Annotated in this window: 14 protein-coding genes; 1 reads left to right on the top strand and 13 read right to left on the bottom strand. The window is 39.5% G+C overall.

What is annotated here, in order from left to right; all coding sequences use genetic code 11:
• The 9 genes from KQI87_RS00885 to KQI87_RS00845 form a co-directional block, all read right to left on the bottom strand.
• A complete protein-coding gene (locus KQI87_RS00885; protein ID WP_216458499.1) occupies nucleotides 1–1869 on the bottom strand; it encodes a YARHG domain-containing protein in 1869 nt (622 codons plus the stop codon).
• A gap of 255 nt (nucleotides 1870–2124) precedes the next feature.
• Nucleotides 2125–4038: a hypothetical protein gene (locus KQI87_RS00880; protein ID WP_216458498.1), complete on the bottom strand. Its 1914-nt coding sequence runs from the start codon at nucleotides 4036–4038 to the stop codon at nucleotides 2125–2127.
• A gap of 55 nt (nucleotides 4039–4093) precedes the next feature.
• On the bottom strand, nucleotides 4094–4231 hold the full coding sequence (locus tag KQI87_RS00875; RefSeq protein ID WP_216458497.1) for a hypothetical protein: 138 nt from the start codon (nucleotides 4229–4231) through the stop codon (nucleotides 4094–4096).
• 29 nt (nucleotides 4232–4260) lie between these two features.
• Nucleotides 4261–6285, bottom strand: coding sequence for a serine/threonine-protein kinase (locus KQI87_RS00870; RefSeq protein ID WP_216458496.1), 2025 nt, complete (start codon nucleotides 6283–6285; stop codon nucleotides 4261–4263).
• A gap of 55 nt (nucleotides 6286–6340) precedes the next feature.
• A complete protein-coding gene (locus KQI87_RS00865) occupies nucleotides 6341–8146 on the bottom strand; it encodes a tetratricopeptide repeat protein (RefSeq protein ID WP_216458495.1) in 1806 nt (601 codons plus the stop codon).
• Nucleotides 8147–8160: 14 nt separating this feature from the next.
• Entirely contained in the window at nucleotides 8161–9258 is a 1098-nt protein-coding gene (locus KQI87_RS00860) for an FHA domain-containing protein (protein ID WP_216458494.1), read from the bottom strand.
• 38 nt (nucleotides 9259–9296) lie between these two features.
• Nucleotides 9297–9620 (bottom strand): zinc-ribbon domain-containing protein, encoded by a 324-nt coding sequence (locus KQI87_RS00855; protein WP_216458493.1) that lies wholly within the window; start codon nucleotides 9618–9620, stop codon nucleotides 9297–9299.
• Between the two features lie 21 nt (nucleotides 9621–9641).
• The gene (locus KQI87_RS00850) at nucleotides 9642–11345 is read right to left on the bottom strand and encodes a zinc ribbon domain-containing protein (protein WP_216458492.1); all 1704 of its coding nucleotides are present in this window, start codon (nucleotides 11343–11345) and stop codon (nucleotides 9642–9644) included.
• 245 nt (nucleotides 11346–11590) lie between these two features.
• Complete coding sequence (locus tag KQI87_RS00845) at nucleotides 11591–13165, bottom strand: zinc ribbon domain-containing protein (protein ID WP_216458491.1); 1575 nt, start codon at nucleotides 13163–13165, stop codon at nucleotides 11591–11593.
• Nucleotides 13166–13607: 442 nt separating this feature from the next.
• Between KQI87_RS00845 and KQI87_RS00840 the strand changes: the two genes are divergently transcribed.
• Nucleotides 13608–14150, top strand: coding sequence for a prolyl-tRNA synthetase associated domain-containing protein (locus tag KQI87_RS00840; RefSeq protein ID WP_216458490.1), 543 nt, complete (start codon nucleotides 13608–13610; stop codon nucleotides 14148–14150).
• Nucleotides 14151–14333: 183 nt separating this feature from the next.
• Here the strand turns inward: KQI87_RS00840 and KQI87_RS00835 are convergent, their stop codons facing one another.
• The 4 genes from KQI87_RS00835 to KQI87_RS00820 form a co-directional block, all read right to left on the bottom strand.
• Nucleotides 14334–16391, bottom strand: a complete 2058-nt coding sequence (locus KQI87_RS00835; protein ID WP_253292308.1) for a beta-galactosidase — start codon at nucleotides 16389–16391, stop codon at nucleotides 14334–14336.
• Between the two features lie 23 nt (nucleotides 16392–16414).
• Nucleotides 16415–17029, bottom strand: a complete 615-nt coding sequence (locus KQI87_RS00830) for a sensor histidine kinase (protein WP_256444776.1) — start codon at nucleotides 17027–17029, stop codon at nucleotides 16415–16417.
• A 91-nt stretch (nucleotides 17030–17120) separates the two neighbouring features.
• A complete protein-coding gene (locus tag KQI87_RS00825) occupies nucleotides 17121–19217 on the bottom strand; it encodes a beta-galactosidase (protein ID WP_216458488.1) in 2097 nt (698 codons plus the stop codon).
• Nucleotides 19218–19606: 389 nt separating this feature from the next.
• Complete coding sequence (locus KQI87_RS00820) at nucleotides 19607–20866, bottom strand: helix-turn-helix domain-containing protein (RefSeq protein ID WP_216458487.1); 1260 nt, start codon at nucleotides 20864–20866, stop codon at nucleotides 19607–19609.
• Nucleotides 20867–20876 lie beyond the last annotated feature (10 nt).

The following is a 20876-nucleotide window of genomic DNA, read 5'->3' as shown; positions in this document are numbered from 1 at the left end:
CTAATTCTGCTTCGCTTCTCTTACTTTTTCAAGTAATTCCTCATTCGCCTTTTCATACTCATTGAATTCCGCAACAATCTGTTCATCGGTTTTGGAAGCATCCGGCTGATACCAGCTCTTTGATCTGAAATAAGAATCTATTTCTGCTGTTTTAAAACAGCGTCCATGTCTTGCAAATATTTCATTGATAGCAAGCTGAAGCTGATCTAAACTAAACGATGTTACTTCTGTTTCTTCTAAATATTTGTTAGCAACATCTGGCAGTAAATACTCTGTACTGTCCTGTGAATTTGCATTCGCATCTACAGCTACCGCCTGTGCATTTTCATATTCACTCATTACTTCAGGAACTGCGCTTCCAGAATCCTCTATGACGCACTTAAAAGCACCTGTTAATGTTCCCTGCCCATTACTCTGAGGAATCCACTGAGATATTTCCATTGTTGAAAGAGCATTCTTTTTATTGATATGAACAATCTGATATAAGTTCGAGTTACAATCTACTGTCATACTTCCAAATGTGATATACGGTCTGGCAAATCCAAGAGAACAATAATTATCTAACATTTGCTGGGCATCACCATTATAATCATTCAGTTCACTTTCTGCACCTCTCCAAAATTCATCAATTGGTGACCCTCCATAATAAATATTGTTGGTCTCACTAATAGGACTTAAACCTGTCTCTTCCATTCTGAATCCTCTAAAAAGCCAGCTCTGTCCTGTAGCAATCACACTTTCACTGTATGATTCATAAAAAATTTCATATTTTCCATTACTTTTACGCATAAATACAGAACTTTCATTATTTTCACCATTATGCTCCAATGGACTTACACAGGAAACTTCCTGCTTTGAAATAATATTCCAAGACTTTCCAATTTTCTTTATAACTCCAAAGTAAATAGCATTTCCGTCTGGCGCTTCTGAACTTTCCTCATAAGAAACATAAAAAATTTCCTCTTCTCCATCTATGTCCAAATCCATACGGACTGTTCCTAAAATTCCAGAATCAATTGCCTGACTTGTTGCAAGCCCACCATTTTCAGTCCAGTGTAAATCTACATCATAAGTGTTACCTCCAACATAAGGAAGATTTGTTACTTTACTGACAGTTTCCCGAATTTCAGAAGTCTCCTCTGAAGTTGTTTCATCATCTGACGAAACAACTTCAGAGTTATTCTCTTCTTGTCCTGTACTGAGTCCATTATTCATTCTACTTACATCATATGTATAAATTTCTCTTTCCAATTCCAACGTATCAGGATCAATTGCCGCACCCGCAAGAAAATCATCTCCAGAATAAAGTTCAACATTTACGATCCAGATACCTGCTCCTTCCCAATACCAGGGTTCCCCAACCTCACATCGAGTTACCATAACATCATCAGGAACGCCAAGAGAACTTTTTAATACATTAATTTGTTCCTCTGTAAACTCAGAATCACTGGAAACCTCCAAATCGTAAAAAACGATTTCTTCAAGGCTTTCTTCAACCTCTGACCAATTCGCTTCTGTAATCTTTTGATCAGTTACATTTCCATTTTCATCCTCAAGCGTATATTTCATTTGATCATCTATATTTTCTTTGTTAATACTAAAGCTTGATTTTATTTTTTTGCCTACTTTATATAATGTATAACTGCTTTTATCTGTTGCTTCTTTACTTACAGCAATTTCTTTTTCTTTTTTTACATAATACAGTTTACTTTCCCCATTATCATCTGTATTTTCAAGAGATCCAACAGCTTTAACAGCTTTATCCTTATAACGGTAAAAGAAATATTCTTCTTTATTTTCCTCATTGTCAGCTCCCTTTATAATCAACTCTTTGGTCTTGTCGCCATTTATGTCATAAACACTGTACATAACATTTGTCAGATCTTCAACATCCGAAAAATACTCACCTGCATCCAGAAACTCTTTATATGCTGTTTCTTCTTCTGAATCTCCAAGCTCTAAATACTGCACATTTTCATTCTGTTCTGCTGCTCTTGTTGTCGAACTAAACACTTCTGTAATTCCAAGTCCCAATACAACTGCTATTACACTTACCATTTTCTTTTTTGAATTCATGTACTTCTTGCCTTCTTTCATCTCATCTTTGCTCCTTCTCTATTATTTTTACCAGTCTGATCTGTAGAGTTCTGGCTTTTTTTCTTCATTCAACGGCCATGCAACTTTCACATCATCCGCAATCCTTGTCCTGATTCCATTAGAATATAAAATTAGTTTTCCCTCACTAATATAAAGAACCTCACCCGATTTCAGGTACCAGCATTCCGTGACATTCTCATCAAGCTTCTGTTTCTCTAAGTCCCCTATTTTCCAAAGATCTCCCCCATATTTTCTTCCATCATAATATGTTAGCAATAATGCCGTATTATTCGCATATCCTTTATAATATGAGTCATACGCTTCATCTATGGATCCTAATTCCTCTAATGAATTACCATTGTACCAGTAGAGCATACTATTCTGTTCACACAGTAATTGATTTCCCATACTTATAATATCATCTATATTTTCCAGTTGTGTTTCAGCAATACCATTCTCTGTATTATCATCCAGTGAGACAATGGATAAATGTCCTGTTTCAAACAAAAATGCTATATTCTGTTCATTATTAAAAACTGCCATGTCTATACGATTCACGTCATTTATATCTACTTCACCCAATATAAATGTCTTATTATTTTCCCCGCAAACTTCACATTTATATGGTACCTTGCCAACTTTGTAAAAATATTCTCCTAAAACTTTATCCAAAATCTCCTTTTCCTTTTTCTTATCGCTTAAACTAAACTCTGGATCAGAAAGCACATCATCTACAGAAATTTTATTAAAAAAGAGTTCTTTCCAATCTACAAAAATAACCAATGGATTACCCTCAGACATCATTTTCACCATAGATATGTCATCATCTTTTTCTACTTCCTCTCCATCTCTTTTAAGAAGCATATTATAATTCTCTGATTCCAGAAGCACTTGATCATAATCATACAAATAAAGTCTGCCTGCCAAATATTCTCCATCATTATATATATTCTTTACACTTTCGAGAAACTGTTCAATTTCTTTCTGGCTATAAGCAGATTGAGAACAGTCAAATATATCTTCTACAGGATAAGAAGACTCTCCTTTTGTATATAATATATAGTCATCCGTCCAATTCCAGATATACAAATTATCCCCTGCAATAATTTCTTTTTCTGATTTATACGACGCTTTGCAAAGTCTTTTTGCTTTCTCTACGAAATATACATAATGTCCCTTTAACACAAATCTTCCTGGAATTCCAATCGTCGCTACTGAATAATTATAAAAAGTGACATCTTTGCCTATCTCCTTTTCACTTTTAGGGTTACCTATTTCAGCACCATACAATATGTACGTTTTAGTATTCTCTATATTCACTTCTTTCGTATAATAAACAGTTTTCTCATCCTGTGGACTTCCAAAATAATATACATTTTCCGCAATTAATATTCGTCGGTCAGCATTAAAACAATATAATGTTCTTTTTTCATCTTCTTTCTTTAGATAGATAATGCTACCATTTTCCTGCACCACAGGATCCGTATCTGTATATACACTTCGATCAATTTCCAGTATATGCTTCTCTATCTGTGATGATTTTCCTTTTAGATATTTTGTCTCTATACAACATAAAGTACCAACTTCTAAATGTTCGGTAAGATTTATATAAAAATATAAATACTTTTGATCTTCGGAAAATCCCAGATATTTATATCCATCAAAGCTTCGTGAAAAATTCATTATTTCGTCCGTTATATTTCCTGCGTCATCTATATATGGCCAATTGTAAGCTATATCTGATTCTGCTATCTTAACCGGTTCTATATCATCCCCTGAAATATCCGAAAGATAATAGTATCCATCATCTTGTATCCAAGCGCAGGCATTTTCTTGTTGCTCTTGCGGAGTAAAAAAGGAAAATGCCTGACAATTTACTGTCATACATACCACAGTCAATGTACTACCAATTATTGTTGTAAACTTTCTTCTTATGTTCATACCATCTTCCCCTGTAGATTTTATTTTCTGTGTATGGCTAATTTGTCCCTTCTCTTTATTCCTTCGCCTTCACTTCCTCCAGCACTCTTTCCCGCTGTTTTCGGAAGTGTTTTGGCAGGAGGCACAGGTTTATACCGCACAGAACAAATCCCAGAATTCCTGTTACAAACATTACAGTTCCTAAAGTGATCAATTGCAATTCCTCCTTCTTTTTGTATCCTGTCAGAAAATCCATCCGTTGCTCACTGCCTGATTGTACTGTTCTTCCAGTCTGTCCATTTCCACATCGTTTGCGTTGGAAGAAAGCTGACTCTGGTACAGATCATGGGCTTTTTCGTAGTATTCTTTAAATCTGCTGTAATCTCTCTGTTCTTTTGGCAGCTGTTCCTGACGGTATCCCTCCAGAAAAGCAAGGCTCTTATATGTTTTGTAATCTTCGCCGTAATTGTCAAGCAACTGCATCAGTTCCCGCTCTGCGCTGTCGTAATCACCCATATTCTGGTATAAAACTGATATATTATAACCCGTGCTGTAGTTTCCCATTCCCTGAGACTGAATCTGCTCAAATACAGAAAGTGCCTTCTGATAGTAGTCTATATCTCCGGTATCATTTCCAAGGTCACTGTATGTCTGTGCCAGTTCTTCCAGAATACCGATATTGTTCTCCTTAGGAAGTTCTTTCTTAGCCTTCTTCAGAAGTTTCATCTTTCGCTTCTTACCATCTACGCTGTCATCCTGTTTATCAATACATTTCGCTTCCATAATATAAGAACGCATCTGGATGTAGGCATCATCGCTGTCCTCAATACATTTCTGAAAAATACTCCGGGCATCTTCATAATCGCCTTTGCTGTATTTAATCTCACCGTCTACATAGTTGACTTCTGTCGTATCAAGTCCTTTTTCCTTTGCAGTTTCCATGAGTTCCTGTGCTTTATCCGTGTTTCCGCAATAGGCTTCCATGATCGCACCGTCTCTGTAATAATTCCCATTCTCCGGATTTGCCTCTATCGCTGAATTATAATATTCTGCCGCCTGTTCATAGTCTTCCAGCTGCGAATAACAGTCGCCCAGAAGATAGTAAACACTGTCTTCTGAGCCATCATTCATCACACTTTTGCTGTTCAGAATATTTGTATTTATAAAATTAATGCAGTCTTCATATTCCTTCTGCCTGTTCAACGCCAGTGCTTTCTGCAGATATGCATCCATTTTTCCGGGATAAAGTTTCACTGCTTTCTGATAGTAGTCATCCAGCTGGTCATAGTTTCCGTTTTTGATACACTTTTCTTCCTGTGCGACAGTATCCTCATAACGCTTCATTCTCTCGCTGTCTATACGGAAATATCCAGCCAGTGCAAGGACCGCTGAAAGAACCAGACCGCCTGCCAGTACCCCGGAAATAATTCTCTGTTTTCGCAGAAGTGACCGATACTCTTTACTTCTCTGTGCCATAGTCTGCAGATCATACAACACATCCTCTGCTCTCTGGTAACGTTTCTTCAGATCGGGTTCCAGGCATTTCATGATCACAGCCCCAAAGAGCTGGTTCATTTCCGGCTTTTTCTCCCGGATATCCTGTACATATCCGTTATCATCCGGCATTGGTTTACTCCCGGTCACAATATGGTAAAAAGTAGCTCCCATACTGTAAATATCAGATCTCTTATCAATCTTCTTTCTCAGGGAAGGATTCGGCTGTGTCTGATTATATTTCCACGCCCGGATCTGCTCCGGAGATGCATAGTTCTTTGTATAACCGTTTACAAAACCATTTCCGCCCAGACTAAATGAAATATTAAAATCGATCAGGCAGACATTTCCGCTGTTTGTCAGCATAATATTTCCCGGTTTCAGATCGCTGTGAATGATCGGCGGTTTCTGATTATGCAGATAACACAGGGTAGCGGCCACCTGTTTCATCCAAATGATCTCAGACTTCTCCGGGAAAGCAGTTCCGGCATCCAGATATTGTTTAAAAGAATTTCCGGAAATAAATTCCATAACCGTATAAATATCCCCGTTATCCTCTACAAAGTCCATAACCTGCGGCAGATATGCATGTTTGAGATTCTTCAGCACATCTGCCTCTGCCCGGTTGTCTGCAATGTTTATGGCGTTTGCTTTTATCTTCTTTAATACTACAAATTTGTCCAGATTTCTGTGTCGGGCTTTATAGACAATGCCACTGTTTCCCATTCCGATCTGAGCTATAACTTCATATGTGTTTGCAATGTACTTCTGCATTTCTTCACCTTTGTCTTTATTCAAATTCTGCCAGGTCAATGGCCTGGCAGAATGTTTATCTTATAGTAAGCTCACCGCTTCCGGCAGCCATCTGTGCATCTACAACTGCAAGAGTTTCAGCACCGCCTTCACTTACACCACTGCTTAAAGGATTCGGAACTCCTGCTGCATCCTGATAAGGATCGTCTGCATAACCCATGGACTGTAATGTTTCCGCATTACTGCTATTCCATGAACCACTCATTCCGGCAGGTGCCAGACTTGCAGAGAAACCATCCTGGCCTTCTCCGTTCTGGACAGAACCCGAAGCACACAAAGATACGCTTCCATCTCCGGCAACACTGTAAACTTCTGCATAGGTTCTGACTGCAGGAGTTTCCTCTCCTACATCATATCCGTAGCAGTAAGAAGCAAGACCCACTTCATACGTACCATTATTATTCATAAGGAAACACGTCTGTGTGCTTCCATAGGAAACGCTCTCTACTGCAGTTTCCATACCTGCTGAGATTGTCTGAGAAGCAGTTATTTCTACATTTCCGTTGTTGACTTTATAAATTCTGAAAGCGATTTTTCCGCTCTGCATTTCTACAACCAGAAGTTCCGGAATTCCATCACCATCCAGGTCTCTCTGAGTCTCAGTAATACGTCCGCTTACAGCAGCTGCTGCACTGGCTCCATCACCGTATGTATAGGAAATAGATGATCCGCTGAAATTTCCGTATGGAATCTCAGATGGAAGAGTGTCATTTTCATAGTTATTTAACAGCTCTTCCGGAGAAACTGTGGCTTCCTGCATCTCTTCGCCAGGTCCTTCACCGCCACCGGTTTCACTGTTGTTTCCTGTATCTCCCTCATCTGTGTCATCGTCATCATCTGTATTATTGTTATTATTCCAGCTGGTGTCTTCATCCTCCTCATCACCGGTATCCTCGTCATCGTCATCATTATCCATTGTCTCTTCGTTATTATTATCGCCTGCATTGGTTGCACTTCCATTATCTACATCCGGAATAACTGTTGGAGTTGGCGTCGGAGTTATTGTTGGGGTTGGTGTCAGAATGTCTTCACCCGTCAAAGGAATAATCCCGTCCGTAGTAGTTTCATCACCAGGCTTCGGAGTTATATCTTTAGGCGGATCTGGAATTATTGTTGGCCCATCTGGCTCGTCATCTCCATCTGTTCCATTTCCCTCGCCTGTATTACCATCTTCTTTTTTCTTATCATTATCGTCTTTTTCTTCGTCGTTTTTATTTTCTCCACCAGTATTACTATCTTCCGTTCCACCACCATTTGCTCCGTTGTTCTTATTGTCATCAAAATCCGGTCCATCATCTGCGCCTTCTGTTGGTGTCGGAGTCACTGTTTCTTCCGGTTCTTCAGTAGGAGTCGGTGTAAGCATTACAGTATCTATTACTTTCTCAATTTTACTAAAAGATTTCTTATTTGCATCACTGCTCTTCCCAGTATTTTCCTCCAGCTGGGTCTTTGTATCATTGTAAACAACCTGCAGTTCCTGCGCCTGTACCGGATTCGCAAGGTTATCAGATGCCTTCTCGACATATTCCAATGCCTTCTCCGGCTGCTTCTTCTCGTTGTAAACTTTCGCCATACCAGTCGCAGCTTCTACTGATTTTGGGTCAATTTTCAGTGCTTTGTTAAAAGTCACTTCCGCATTGTCATAATCTGCGGAAGCCAGGTATTTATTTCCCAGATCAAGCTGTTTTCCAATTCTGGCGGCATTTACCTTTGCAGGTACGCCCAGCACAAGCGCTGCCACGATCGCCGCCACACATACAAAACCAACAATCGCAGGCACAACGATATAAATTTTCAGTCCTGACTTCTTATTCTTTTTCATCTTTTCTCCCCTTATCATTCGTTAATATGAAAAATAAATTCCTCATCTGACAGACGGACTCTGCTTCCGTCCTGAATCCTTACTTTTTCATCAGACTGTAGTTTTTTATCCTCCAGATAAGTACCATTCAGAGAATTATTATCTTCCAGATAATACTCTCTGTCTTCCACACTTATGATACAATGCGCTCTGCTGACCGTTTTATTATCTCTGATCACAATATCCGCTCTGGTTTCACTTTTTCCAATCACACTTCTCTCTTTATTGATCTGAAAAATCTCGCCCGTATTGTTTCTGTACAGAGACGCATCAATCTTAAACTTCGGTACCAGAAGAACTGTTTCCTCTTCTCCTTCATCCGGTTCCTCTTTCAAAGGAATCGTTATATCTATGTCATCCGAATCATCAGAAATTTCTGTAGTTATCGGCTCCGAAATTGTATCAATCCAACCTGAAGGCTCCCCATAAGTAATATTTTCGTTGCCATAGGCTTTTTCCCTGAAAGTTTCATCAAGTATTGTTCCATTCTCGTCTGATGGCGCTTCCTCTGCCTGCTCCTCTTTTTTTTCATTTCCGTCAGGTTCCTGAAGAAATCCCGGATATTTAAGACCTTCCGAACCGAAATCATACCCGGTATCCGGAATATCTTCTGTTGGAACCGGCGGTATGGATGGAATTGGAGGAATGGGAGATACTGGCGGTACCGATGATGCTGGTGCCGGTGGAGTCTCTATTCTCTTTTCCATAGTTGCCGGTACACAGATAAATCTTATATGCGCTGTCTGCTCATCCACATACATGTACCTCTCCTCTGTGATCAGCTGATTCTCCAGAATTCCCATATGAAAAAGTTTCCTCTGCATCTCCGCAATTTCCTGTTTCATTTCGCGCTGTTCACTTCTGGATGCATCATTCATCCATGCACGAAGATTCACCATACCCAACATGTTATATGTAAATACATATTTCCCGGCTTCTTCGCTGACTTCTACAGGAAGAAATAATTCCCGCTCATCCTGCATGATTCCATAGCTTATTCCATCAAAATCATTCATAGAGGAATAGCAAATAATTTCTTCTTTTCCGTTCTTATAATTATATGAAAACCTCATCTTTCCACATACTGCCTTTCTACAAGTAAATGTCCATATCATAAGTATAGCAGATCATCAATCGATACTACTCCCGTCAGAAACAATACCGCTACTATTACAATAAATATAAATATTTTGCATAACCAGAATCCTGCAAAATTTCTCAGATTCTTATTCTCTGTTCCTCCCAATGCCAGGTACAGCAGACTGACCAAACCAACTACAGGAATTATAAACAAAATTTCATAACCAAGATATGCCAGCACTCCTATCGGTTTAGATGCCCGGGAATTTTCTTTTTCATGCATAATCGGTGCACCACATTCCACACAGAATGAATTGGTGTCCTTATTATCTGCTCCACATTTTCTGCAGATCATCTTCTCATCCTCCCGATTTCGTTAATTTCTTGCATTCATATAGGAACGTACTCTTACAAGAAGAATAATCTCCAGAACTGGAAGTGCAACCGCGATCAGCATAATTATGAAGCTCTGACCACTAAATCCAAGTGTATTCTGGATCCACTCAATGATCGGATTCAGAAATGCCTGTACAATAGAGGAAGACTGACTATAGCCGTATCCATATCCAAATCCAAGATAAGAAGACAATTCTCCAAACAATGAGGAAGTAGTGTTTCCATACTGATTCAGCGTACTGGTAATTCCGTTTGCAGTTGACTGCAAGAAACTTGCCCATCCAAGGATTCCAAGTTTGATCACCGTATTAATGCAGAGAATAATGATCGGATAAATCCCGGCAGTCACTTCAACCATCTGTCCTTTGGCATTCGCTTTCATGCTGCTGAATGTATTTCCAATGGAATACCAGTAGCCAAGATCAAGCAATGCAATGATAAAGATCAGAAAATATATTCCAGCTCCCAGTTCTGCACTGATCGCACCGATCAATATGAGCACACTGATGAGCACTCTCACTCCCAGTCTGAAAGTATTAATACCACAGATCATCGAAAAGCCTGTCGCATCCAGAACTCCCTTTCTTCCGTTGCTGTAGATAATCCAGATTGCAACACATGTAAGAATGGTAAACAGACTGGTCAGCAATTTGAAAAAAGAAAAAGAATAAAATACGTTACATACAAGGTTCACAGTATAAAGAATGCCAAAGATAAGGAATACAGAATTATTTATAACAAATACAACTTTCTCCGCTTCCGAACCTGGTTTTACCGGATCTTTATGCGGTCTCTCTGCTTTATTTGTATCCTTATGTACAGAGTTCTCTCCCATTTTCACAGTTCCATCTTTAGAAAAAATAAAACGTAATACATCAGGAATTCGCTTTACATTCTCCATAAATGTCACGCCTTCCGGTACTTCCAACATGTCTTCTTTTTTCATCAGATAATAGCATGCAAAAGCAATCAGAAGTGCAAATATAATAGGCCAATAATTACTAAAAGAACTCTCCCAGTACTGATATGCTGCAAGTCTCTGGATACTGATCAGATGCAGAATACTCTTTAAGATTGCACCTCCAAATACCAGATATGCTAGCTGCAGACCATACTGTTTCTGGCATTTGAATGCGATAATAAAGAATGCTGCACAGCTCCACGCACATGCAAGAATCATAAAGAATCCCCACGCCTTATCTGCAGCCATGTAATAATTAAGATATGGAAAATAAGTCAATGTCCAATAACCATACAGAATTCCAAATACAATACTGAAAACTTTCAACCATCCTTGAGGATATTTAGCAGAAGTGCTCCTTATTTTCTCACGAATATCCTCTGCCATACCTGCAGCACTGGTTCCACTACTCCTGCCGGATTCCGGTTTGCTGCCAGTATTTCCGCTGTTTTTATCGGCTCCCGTTCTGTCACCATTCTGAAAATTGCCTGATCCTGTTTCTGTCTTTTGTTTTGAATATCTGTTATTGATTGGCTTTCCACAGGTCGGACAGAATCCATAATCCTCTTCCAGTTTCTCTCCACAGCCTGTACAATACCTGATTTTCTTTACATTCTCCGTATTGTTTTCTGCATGTTCTTCTATTTTCTGCTGCGCTCCGCAATATGGACAGCATACAGCTTTTCCCAGAATTTCTTTTCCACAATTACTGCATTTCTTCATGTTTCCTCCCTCACTTTTCTCTCACTTGGTACATTGTATACAAATCTTACAGAATACAGCTTATCTCAGATGAATAAAAGTATTTATTCTCTCAACCTGTTTCTACAGTTAAGCAAATATTTGCAATCATCTTCGCTACTTCTACTTGCTCATAATTGAACAGCTGTTTTAGAGATATATACTAATGTTTATTATACAGATTTCTTCGTTTTCTGTCATTTTAATTCCTTGATCTATATCAAGTTTTATGAATATTCCTCCTCTTCTACGTATATGTCTTCGTAAGAACGAATCTTTACCAGAAGCACAATTTCCAGAACTGAAATTGCTATTTGAACCAAAATGATAAGATAGCTCCACAGAGATCTGTGAAGTATCTGCATTGCCGGTCCCAGGATCGACTGTAAGACCGAATCTGTCAGCCCGGAACCAACGCTATAACCAAGTCCTAATTCATTCGTCAATTCTCCCAATGACATGCCAAACGACTGTACATATCCATACAGAAAGCTCGGAAGAGCAACTCCCACCATTACAGTCAGGATAAACATTCCGATATTCTTAATCACATCCAGCACCAGAACAAACATCGGATAAATTCCGACTGTGACTTCGCCAGTGTGCCCAGTCGCAATAGATTTCATACCACTGAAAGTCTTATGCAGAGAATACCAGTAAGCGAAATTTAGAAATACTCCCAATAATATCATCGCAAATACCAATACAGATACTACCGTTGCTGTATCTGCAATATTGGCTGCGATCACAGTTGCAATAACTGCCAGAATCATCAGAAGTACACCGCCAATGACCCACATTACAGCTCTGAATATCATAATCCCATTTACAATTGCCAGTCCCGAACTATCCAATTTGCCGTTTATGCTACTGCTATATATCATCCAAATGGCAATACAGATCAAAATCGAAAACAGACTGGTTACCAGTTTTAGAATTGAAAATCCGGAAAAAATCTCATATACAAGATTAATCGTATATAAGATTCCAAAGACCAGAAATACCGGACTTTTTAACACCAACGTAAGTTTTTTGACCTTACAGAACGTTATTATAGGCGGTATCCACGGTTCTGCATTTTTGTTTCGCGCATTATTCGCTGCAGCTCCTGAAGGTACTGCCGCGCTGCGCTGTCTGTTTTCTGTGTTCTTTATCAGACGATTCACATCTTTTTCTACTTCCGAAAACAGAATATTCAACGCTTCCGGAATTTTGCGGATACGATCTTTTACTTCTGTATTTCTGGATATATCCAGCATATCTTCCTTCTTCATAATGAAATAGCCGCCCAGTACAGCCAGCAATGTCTCTACCGTATTAATCAGAAGCTGACCTGCCAAAAACCTGCTCACATAACTTCCCCATATTCCATAAAAGAGATATGTCTTCAATATACTCACACAATAAAATACATATCTCAAAACAGCACTGCCAGATAATGCATATAATAGTTGCAAGCCATATCTCTTCCGGCATTTAAATGCTATAAGAAATAAAATGGATGCACTCCATCCACTTGTCACTAGCCTGAAGAATGCATATAAAATATCATCAAATCTGAGAAAACTGAATGTTAACAATCTTCCAAACTGGACCACCGCTTCATACGCATACAGAACTCCAAAAACACAGCCAAATACTTTCAATAAAATACTGCTCTGCTTTTCATTCTGCACATTGCTCCTTATCACATTACTTCTCCGCTCTTTCTTCCCACTCTCCTCTCTCTGCACTGCTCCGCAATTCGGACAGTAAACTGCATCTCCTTGAATTTCTTTTCCACAATTACTACAACGTTTCATCTTTCCTCCCTCATACCTGTTTTTTGTACTATAGTTTATATTTGACACCTTTTGTCACTTACTGTCAAGAAAATCAGATATTTTTCCTGTAAAATCACCTAGAAATTCTCTTTTAAAACGGCCGTTTGTTTTATTTGATGACTCAATTTTATCATCAGATTTAAGCAATTGATAGATAGTAAATTTCCAAAAAGGTGGACTATTTTTAATTTTTTTACACCTTTTCACTTACGAAGATAGTCATAGCAGAAGTTTTGGATATCCCTGACTATATTGTCTTTTTGACATTACTATGCTACAATTTCCACAGATTTACAGCAATTCTCTAAAATAATGCATTTAAGACAGTTCAGCAGAATTTCACACTCTGATGGGCTGGATTAAGATGCATTATTTTAGAGGATTTCTATAGCTACGAATATTTAACGAAAGGAATAGCAAAATGGAATTATTAAATGGACGTCCTGCTGATGAGGCCGGACGATTAGAAAAAGAAATCCGCGTTTATGATCTGCTGGATTCTCTTGGGATTTCTTATCAGAGAGTAGACCATGAACCAGCAATGACAATTGAAGCCTGCCAGGATATTGACAAACTGATGGGAACACATATGTGTAAGAACCTGTTTCTCTGTAACAGGCAGGAAACAGACTTCTATCTTCTGTTGATGCCAGGCGATAAGAAATTTAAGACAAAAGAGCTCTCCTCTCAGATTAATACTGCACGTCTTTCTTTTGCAAATGAGACACATATGGAAGAACTCCTCGATATTACTCCGGGATCCGTAAGTGTTATGGGATTGATGAATGATAAAGAAAACAAAGTGCAGCTTTTGATCGACGAAGATCTGCTAGCGCATCCTTATCTTGGATGTCATCCATGCATCAATACCTCCAGTCTCTGCATAAAGACAGACGATATATTAAAAATCTTTCTCCCGGCAGTGCACCATGAGCCAAGATATGTGAAGTTGCTTGGAGAATGAGAAATAACCGTACACAAACAAAAGGGATGCCGCCAGACCATCAAATAGATAATCGGGCGGCATCCTGTATTATTTAAAAGTTATCTTTTCTTACTATATAATACCAGATGCAATTCATCTCCCACCTTAAAAGTGGGAGTCTTCTTACCAGAAGCGAATAAATATATTATGAGAATTCAGATCTTACTCAAGTATTCTATATACAGCTGTTCCAAATGCCGGAAGTGTGCAGTTGCCTGATGCTTCGGAGTTATCGTAAAGTGCCAGCATCGGTTTCCAAAGTGTATATTCGATCTTTTCAGACTCATAGTTTAATACAAAGAGATATTTCTGACCATCTTTCTCACGCATGATCACTTCTGCTGTTTCTGGCGCATCAATATAATCTTTAAATGGATCTTTAATCTTCAGATAATCAAACAGAGCCTCTGTATTCTCTCTGTTAAAGGTTGCACCCAGATGAAGTACCTGACCTTTTCCAATAGCATGGCAGGTAAGAGCAGGTGTTCCTTCATAATAATTGTTTCCATAAACAGCAAGTGTTTTGGTGCCTTCCAGTGGTGTGATAATGTCATTAAATACAGGCATCGGAATTTTCTTACCACCAAACTCTGCAAAGACAGGAGCTTCTGCAGGGCTGGTAAATGTAAAGTCACGTACATCTGTACCTGTCAGTTCTGCCAGTAAGCCCGGCTGTGGAAGCATCACGCATTTGCCGTTCATATCTTTGTATCCGGAGCGGCATCCGATCACCAGAGTTCCACCCTGTTCTACATACTCTTTCAGGAGTTTGACACGTTCTTCACTGATCAGTACCGGATGTGCATAGATCAGTACCGGATATTTGGTCAGGTCTGCAAGTTCACTGTCTTCCTGCAGATACACTACATCATATGGTGTATGTGTCAGCTGAGCAGCTTTAAAGATTCCCTGGTCACTTGCAGCTGCCACTCTGTTGTGCCATGCATCTACAGAAGTATCCCATTCATTATCATAATCTTTAACCACTGCAAATGCTGCTTTATATTCGGAATTGCATACTCCGTCAATTGCTTTTAATTTCTTATAGAAATCCTGAACTTCTCTGTATTTACGATTCTCGCGATTATCATAATCCAGAATGCCATGCCAGTAGATTTCTGTACCGAATGTACAGGTTCTCCAACGGAAGAAGGAAATATAATCTGCACCATGAGCAACACTCTGCATTGCCCAGAGAGTTAACTGCCCCGGACGTGGTGACGGCGCTTCCATTCTGGTCGTCCATCCATTACCGCCGGACTGCTGTTCCATAATTCCGAAATGCGGGCAGATGGAACGTACTTCTGTCAGATTCTGGGACCACTTACGGTCATTCAGATCCTCACTGTGTAACGGGTCACGATCCAGTCCGTATGCAAAATCCGGATAAGAATCATAGCAGTAAACATCCAGAGATTCTTTCTCCATCTTGTGATTATCAAGATTCCAGAATTTACCGTTTGTTGTAATATAATCTCCCGGTTTCATATATTTTCTGATGATTTCTGCCTGCATCTTGCAGAAATGACGGGCACTTGCAGAAATGAATCTGATGTAATCCAGATGCTGATGTGGATTGATCGCCTGATTCACAACCGGACGCAGAACATAGATCTGATCCCACTCTGTATAAGTCTGATTCCAGAACACGGTTCCCCACGCTTCGTTTAATTTCTCCAGAATTCCGTACTGATTTCTCAGATATTCACGGAATGCTACAGAATCTGCCTCTGAATAGAATTCATTGACTTCACAGTTAATCTCATTATCGATCTGCCATCCTACGATTGCCGGATGTTTCGCATAATGAGCAGCTTCTCTCTCTACAATTCTGGCACAGAGTCTCTGATAAACCGGTGAATTATAATTATAATGACGTCTTCCGCCATGTCTGAGAAGCACACCGTCTTTTGATGCATTTAATACTTCCGGATATTTCTCTGTCAGCCATGCCGGAGGAGTTGCTGTCGGTGTTCCGAAGATTACTTTCATTTCTTTTTCGCTGCAAAGATCCAGAAATTCATCAAAGTAATCATAAGTAAACACGCCTTCTTCCGGCTCCACTTTACTCCATGCAAACTCTGCAATACGAATTACGGAAATACCAGCTTTCTTCATCCTGTCAAGATCATCCGCCCAGAGTTTCTTATCCCAGTGCTCCGGATAATAGCAGGTGCCCATTGTCAATTCATTCCATTTGTAGTTTTGTTTTGCATTCATTATTTTTTGTCCTCCACCCAATGTTAAAGTTTACCCAACTTGTTATTCTCAGGAACCTTCATAACAGGTGTCCTGAATGATACTTCTGTTCCTTTTCCCAATGCACTTGTGATATGAAACTCACAGGCCGGGCCATATAACAAATTTAACCTTCTATATACATTGCTCAGTCCAATACTGCTCTTTTTGCTCTTTTTACTCTTATCACTGTAATTCAGAATGACTTGCTGCAACTGTTCCTCATCCATTCCTTTTCCATTATCTTTCAGAGTAAACTGCAGATATTTTTCTTCGCACAATTTAATATCAATCCACAGAATTCCCTTTTCTATCTGTTCTTCCAGTCCGTGTACAATACTGTTCTCTATGACAGGCTGGATAATAAAACTTGGAATATAGAAATCCAGTACTTCTTCAGGAATATCATGCCTGATCTCTATTTTGTCCCCAAATCTGTATTTCTGGATAAACAGGTAGTTGTCTACAACGTCCATCTCCTGCTTAACTGTGTAATAATCCTCACGCTTAATACTTGCGCGTAAGAATTTTAACAGAGCAACTGCTGCATCTACATTCTTGCAGTTCTTGGTAACTGCATAGGAAGTATCTACAGAACCAACTGCAACACCTGCATACAGACTTCATGTCATGGGTTCTCTTCAATCTTCGATTCCCAAATGTCTCACAGAATATTACTTGTAAACAGTAACAATCAAATAGCTTCTATAATTATGCTTCTTCTACAATCTTGACATTCCATGGTGAAACTATAATTGTTTCGCCGTCCTGTACCGCATCTCCTGAGAACAGTTCTGTTCCGTCTGTGCCATGATATACCACTTTCTGCTCTTCTGCGGAGTAGTTCAGAATATATCTGACACATTTACCCAGATCATTGGTTCCTTTTCTTACGATCACCGGCCAGTTGTATTCCGGGATTTCTGCTTCTGCGCTGTTAAGTGCTTCTGTGATCACTGCCTTTAAGGTGTTGTCATCTGTCATGCAGCCAATGTAGATGGCAGTTCCCTTTCCATAATGGTTCTTAGTGATTGCTGCGTATTCTTTCCAATTATAATGGTCATAGGATGCAAGTACTTCTGCTTCCTGCGGCATTAATAATTCCATGAATATTTTGGCTTCGGCTTTTTTAGACGCTGCCTTTTCGCTTTCAGCCATTTTACCTGCCGTTTTTATATCTGCTTCTTTTCTATATCCCTCTTCTACAATTTCTTCTCTGACATTGATAATCTTTCCGGACAGGCCTACATTCTTCGGGAAAGTAAACTGCTGATAGTTAATACCGAAACAGTTGCTCAGAATATGTGGCTGCATTTCATGGCTTACTTTAATATTTTCATTAGCAAATGCAGTCTTGAATGTTGCTACCAATGTACCACCGTTTGCTGTATACTGTTTCAGTTTTTCCAGAAGTTCATCCGGTGCTGCGTAGAGTGCCGGAACAAAGATTGCTTTGTACTCATCAAAATTGTCGGATTCCGGCCATACGAAGTCGCATTCGATGTTCATCTTAAACAGTGTATCATAAAGCCAACGAACTACATCGTTGTATCCAATTCCATTATTTCCGGCTGCGGTTGCTTCGATTCCGAACCATTTCAGCGCTGTTAATGCCTCATTACTCACAAGGATTGCTACATCATTTTTCTTTTTCAGATTTACCAGATGACTTCCAAGTTTAGCAAATTCATTTCCAACAATGCAGGCTTCACGGTACGGCGCATTCTCCTGCATATCATGGCTGAGAAGTCCTTTCCAGTATGTTTCGAAAGAATTATGGATGGAATGCCAATGCCAGTACATTACACTGTTTGCACCGTTTGACAGATGACTGTATGCCTGAAGTCTGAGCTGTCCTTTATACGGAATCCATCCCGGATATCCCTGTGCTTCTGTTTCCAGAACCAGATAGTTATCTCTCTTTAAAGAACGAGTCATATCGCCACCAAATGCGATTTCCGCACCGGTCAGGTCATCCTGTGTCGGATGGTAAATATCCACACCTGCTACAGTCAGAGCTTTTGCTGCATGATAATGGTTTACATCCGGCTGCACGCCAAAGGAATATCCACGCCATTCAAAGTCAAAATTATGTGTGATAAACTGATCTTCTCTGCGATATTCATTTACGATATCTGCCTGCCAGCTCAGGAATTCATCTACCAGTGTCCTCTGGAACTTCTCAAATTCTGCACCAAGGCTTCCATTGATAGTTCCTCTTACATCCGGGAAATCTTCCCATGCATTGATGCGGTTACTCCAATAATCCAGACCAAACTCATGATTCATTGCATCCAGATTGTTGTTGAATTTCTTTCTGAGATATTTTACAAACTTCTCCTGAACATTTTTTCCGGCAGTTCCATAATATTTGGTTTCATTATCTACCTGGAAACCAATAACACATTTTCTGTGTGCGGTACATTCCATTAATTTACGTATCACACGTTCTGCATAGAAACGATAAACCGGATGAGTAATATCCATGATCTGACGTGCTCCATAGATTCCTCTGCCCTTGACAGTCTCTGCCAGTACATCCGGATGGGATTTCACCATCCATGTCGGAATCGCATAAGTAGGAGTTCCGATGATTACATTGATCCCTGCTTCCTCCATTGCATCCATTACACGTTCTACATGAGAGAAATCAAATACACCTTCCTGTGGTTCGCAGGTGCTCCATGTGGATTCTGCGATTCTTACTGTATTGATCCCTGCTTTTTTCATCATTGCCACGTCCTGCTGCAGACGGTCATATGGCATATATTCATCGTAATATGCTGCTCCGTAGAGAAGTTTCTTCATATATCATATCCTCCTGTTTTATCTCTGAATGATTTCTCTGTTATTCCCATAATCAAGCTGATATTCGCAATCCTCTTTGCTATTTGATTCGGTTAAATACCAGGTTTAAAAAGTATTTTATTCCTGACTCGATACCATATTAATAAAAATCCACTGATTATTCTATCATTTATTTCAGGTAAATATCATTTATCTTGGTTTTTTTGCTTCTTCTTTCATATTTTTATGTCTATGACAATTACATACAAAATACCCGCTGCAACAGATTTATTCTCTGTCTGCAACGAGTATCTTATAGTTCTTATTTATTATTGTTCTTATCCATTATCCTTTTTATAACCATCTAAAGATCATAAACACTGTGATCACCGCTCCTATAACTGCCGTGATCATATAAATCTTTCTGGATTCCGGGTCGTTTTTTTCTTTTCCCATTTCCCATATTTTTTTCTGTATTTTGCAGGTGTCATTCCTGTCTGCTGGCGGAAGATATTTCCAAAATAACTCTGGGAGCAGAAAGACAGGTAACTGGCGATTTCTTTTACTTCATAGTCTGAATATCGCAACATATTTTCAGCAAGGCGTATTTTCTCTTTGCGGATATACTGCTGAATGGTCATTCCTTCAACCCTGTGAAAAAGATCTGACAGATAGCTGCTGTTTACCCCTATTTTCTGCCCGATCTCACCTATAATGATCTCACTGTGAAGATTCTGATAGATATAATTCTTCGTCCACTCGATCAGCTCATTTTTCTGTTGATTCTTATGAATTTCCGCCACACGCTCCGCAAATTCATATTCTGCCTGGCGCATCATGGAGTCAATTTTGACGGCATTATTCATATCTTCAATTTTCATGATATAACCGTCTACCATGGAAAAAGCCTCTTCCGGTATCATCCCTCCGCTGATGGCTGCGCGGGATGCAAGTGCAATGACACAGATGGCGATATTTTTCGCCTGCCTGATCTGATTTTTCGCAAGCAGTCCAACTTCCCCACGGTACGTTTCGGACAGACTGCGATTGAGCATTTCAACATCTCCATGGCGGATACTATCCCGTTCACGCAGTTCCTGATCATAGGGATTATGCGGAAGTTCCTGCTCCTGACGCTCAAAAATCGTGCTGGAAACCCGCTCTTTTACTTCTCTGAGATCTGTCTCCTGAATTCCATTTTTCTGCCACAGATCATTGAGTGACAATTCTTTTCCGGTCATCATATGATAAAGCATCAGAACGCCGGTGCCGAATACTTTAAGTTCACAGAAGGACAGGCAAAATCCTGTAGCATCTTTGATGTGATGCTGTCTTACCAGATAAAGTTCGGAATCTCTTACATGTTTCTCTGTGCAGACAGGTCCTATTACAATTTTTCTGGTATGTTTCTTGTCCTCATCCCCGTTTTTATCAGTTGTTTCTAACGAAATAACGGCATAAAGAATCGTATCATTTTCGCTCCAAAGCTCCGGATACTCTTTTATCTCACACTTATGAATAAACGCTAGAAACTCCCCATCTGTAAATAACGGATTGCACTGCGCAGCCATATCTCCATAGTAGAACTCTATTCTGCCAGATTCACTGATACATGTGATATTGCTGTGCAAAATACGCACCATCTGTTCACAAATATAGTTTAAATTCATACACTTTTCC

It is taken from the genome of Blautia sp. MSJ-9, assembly GCF_018919065.1.
In the GTDB taxonomy this organism is placed as follows: Bacteria; Bacillota; Clostridia; order Lachnospirales; family Lachnospiraceae; genus Blautia_A.
This window is presented reverse-complemented; position numbering and strand designations above follow the sequence as displayed.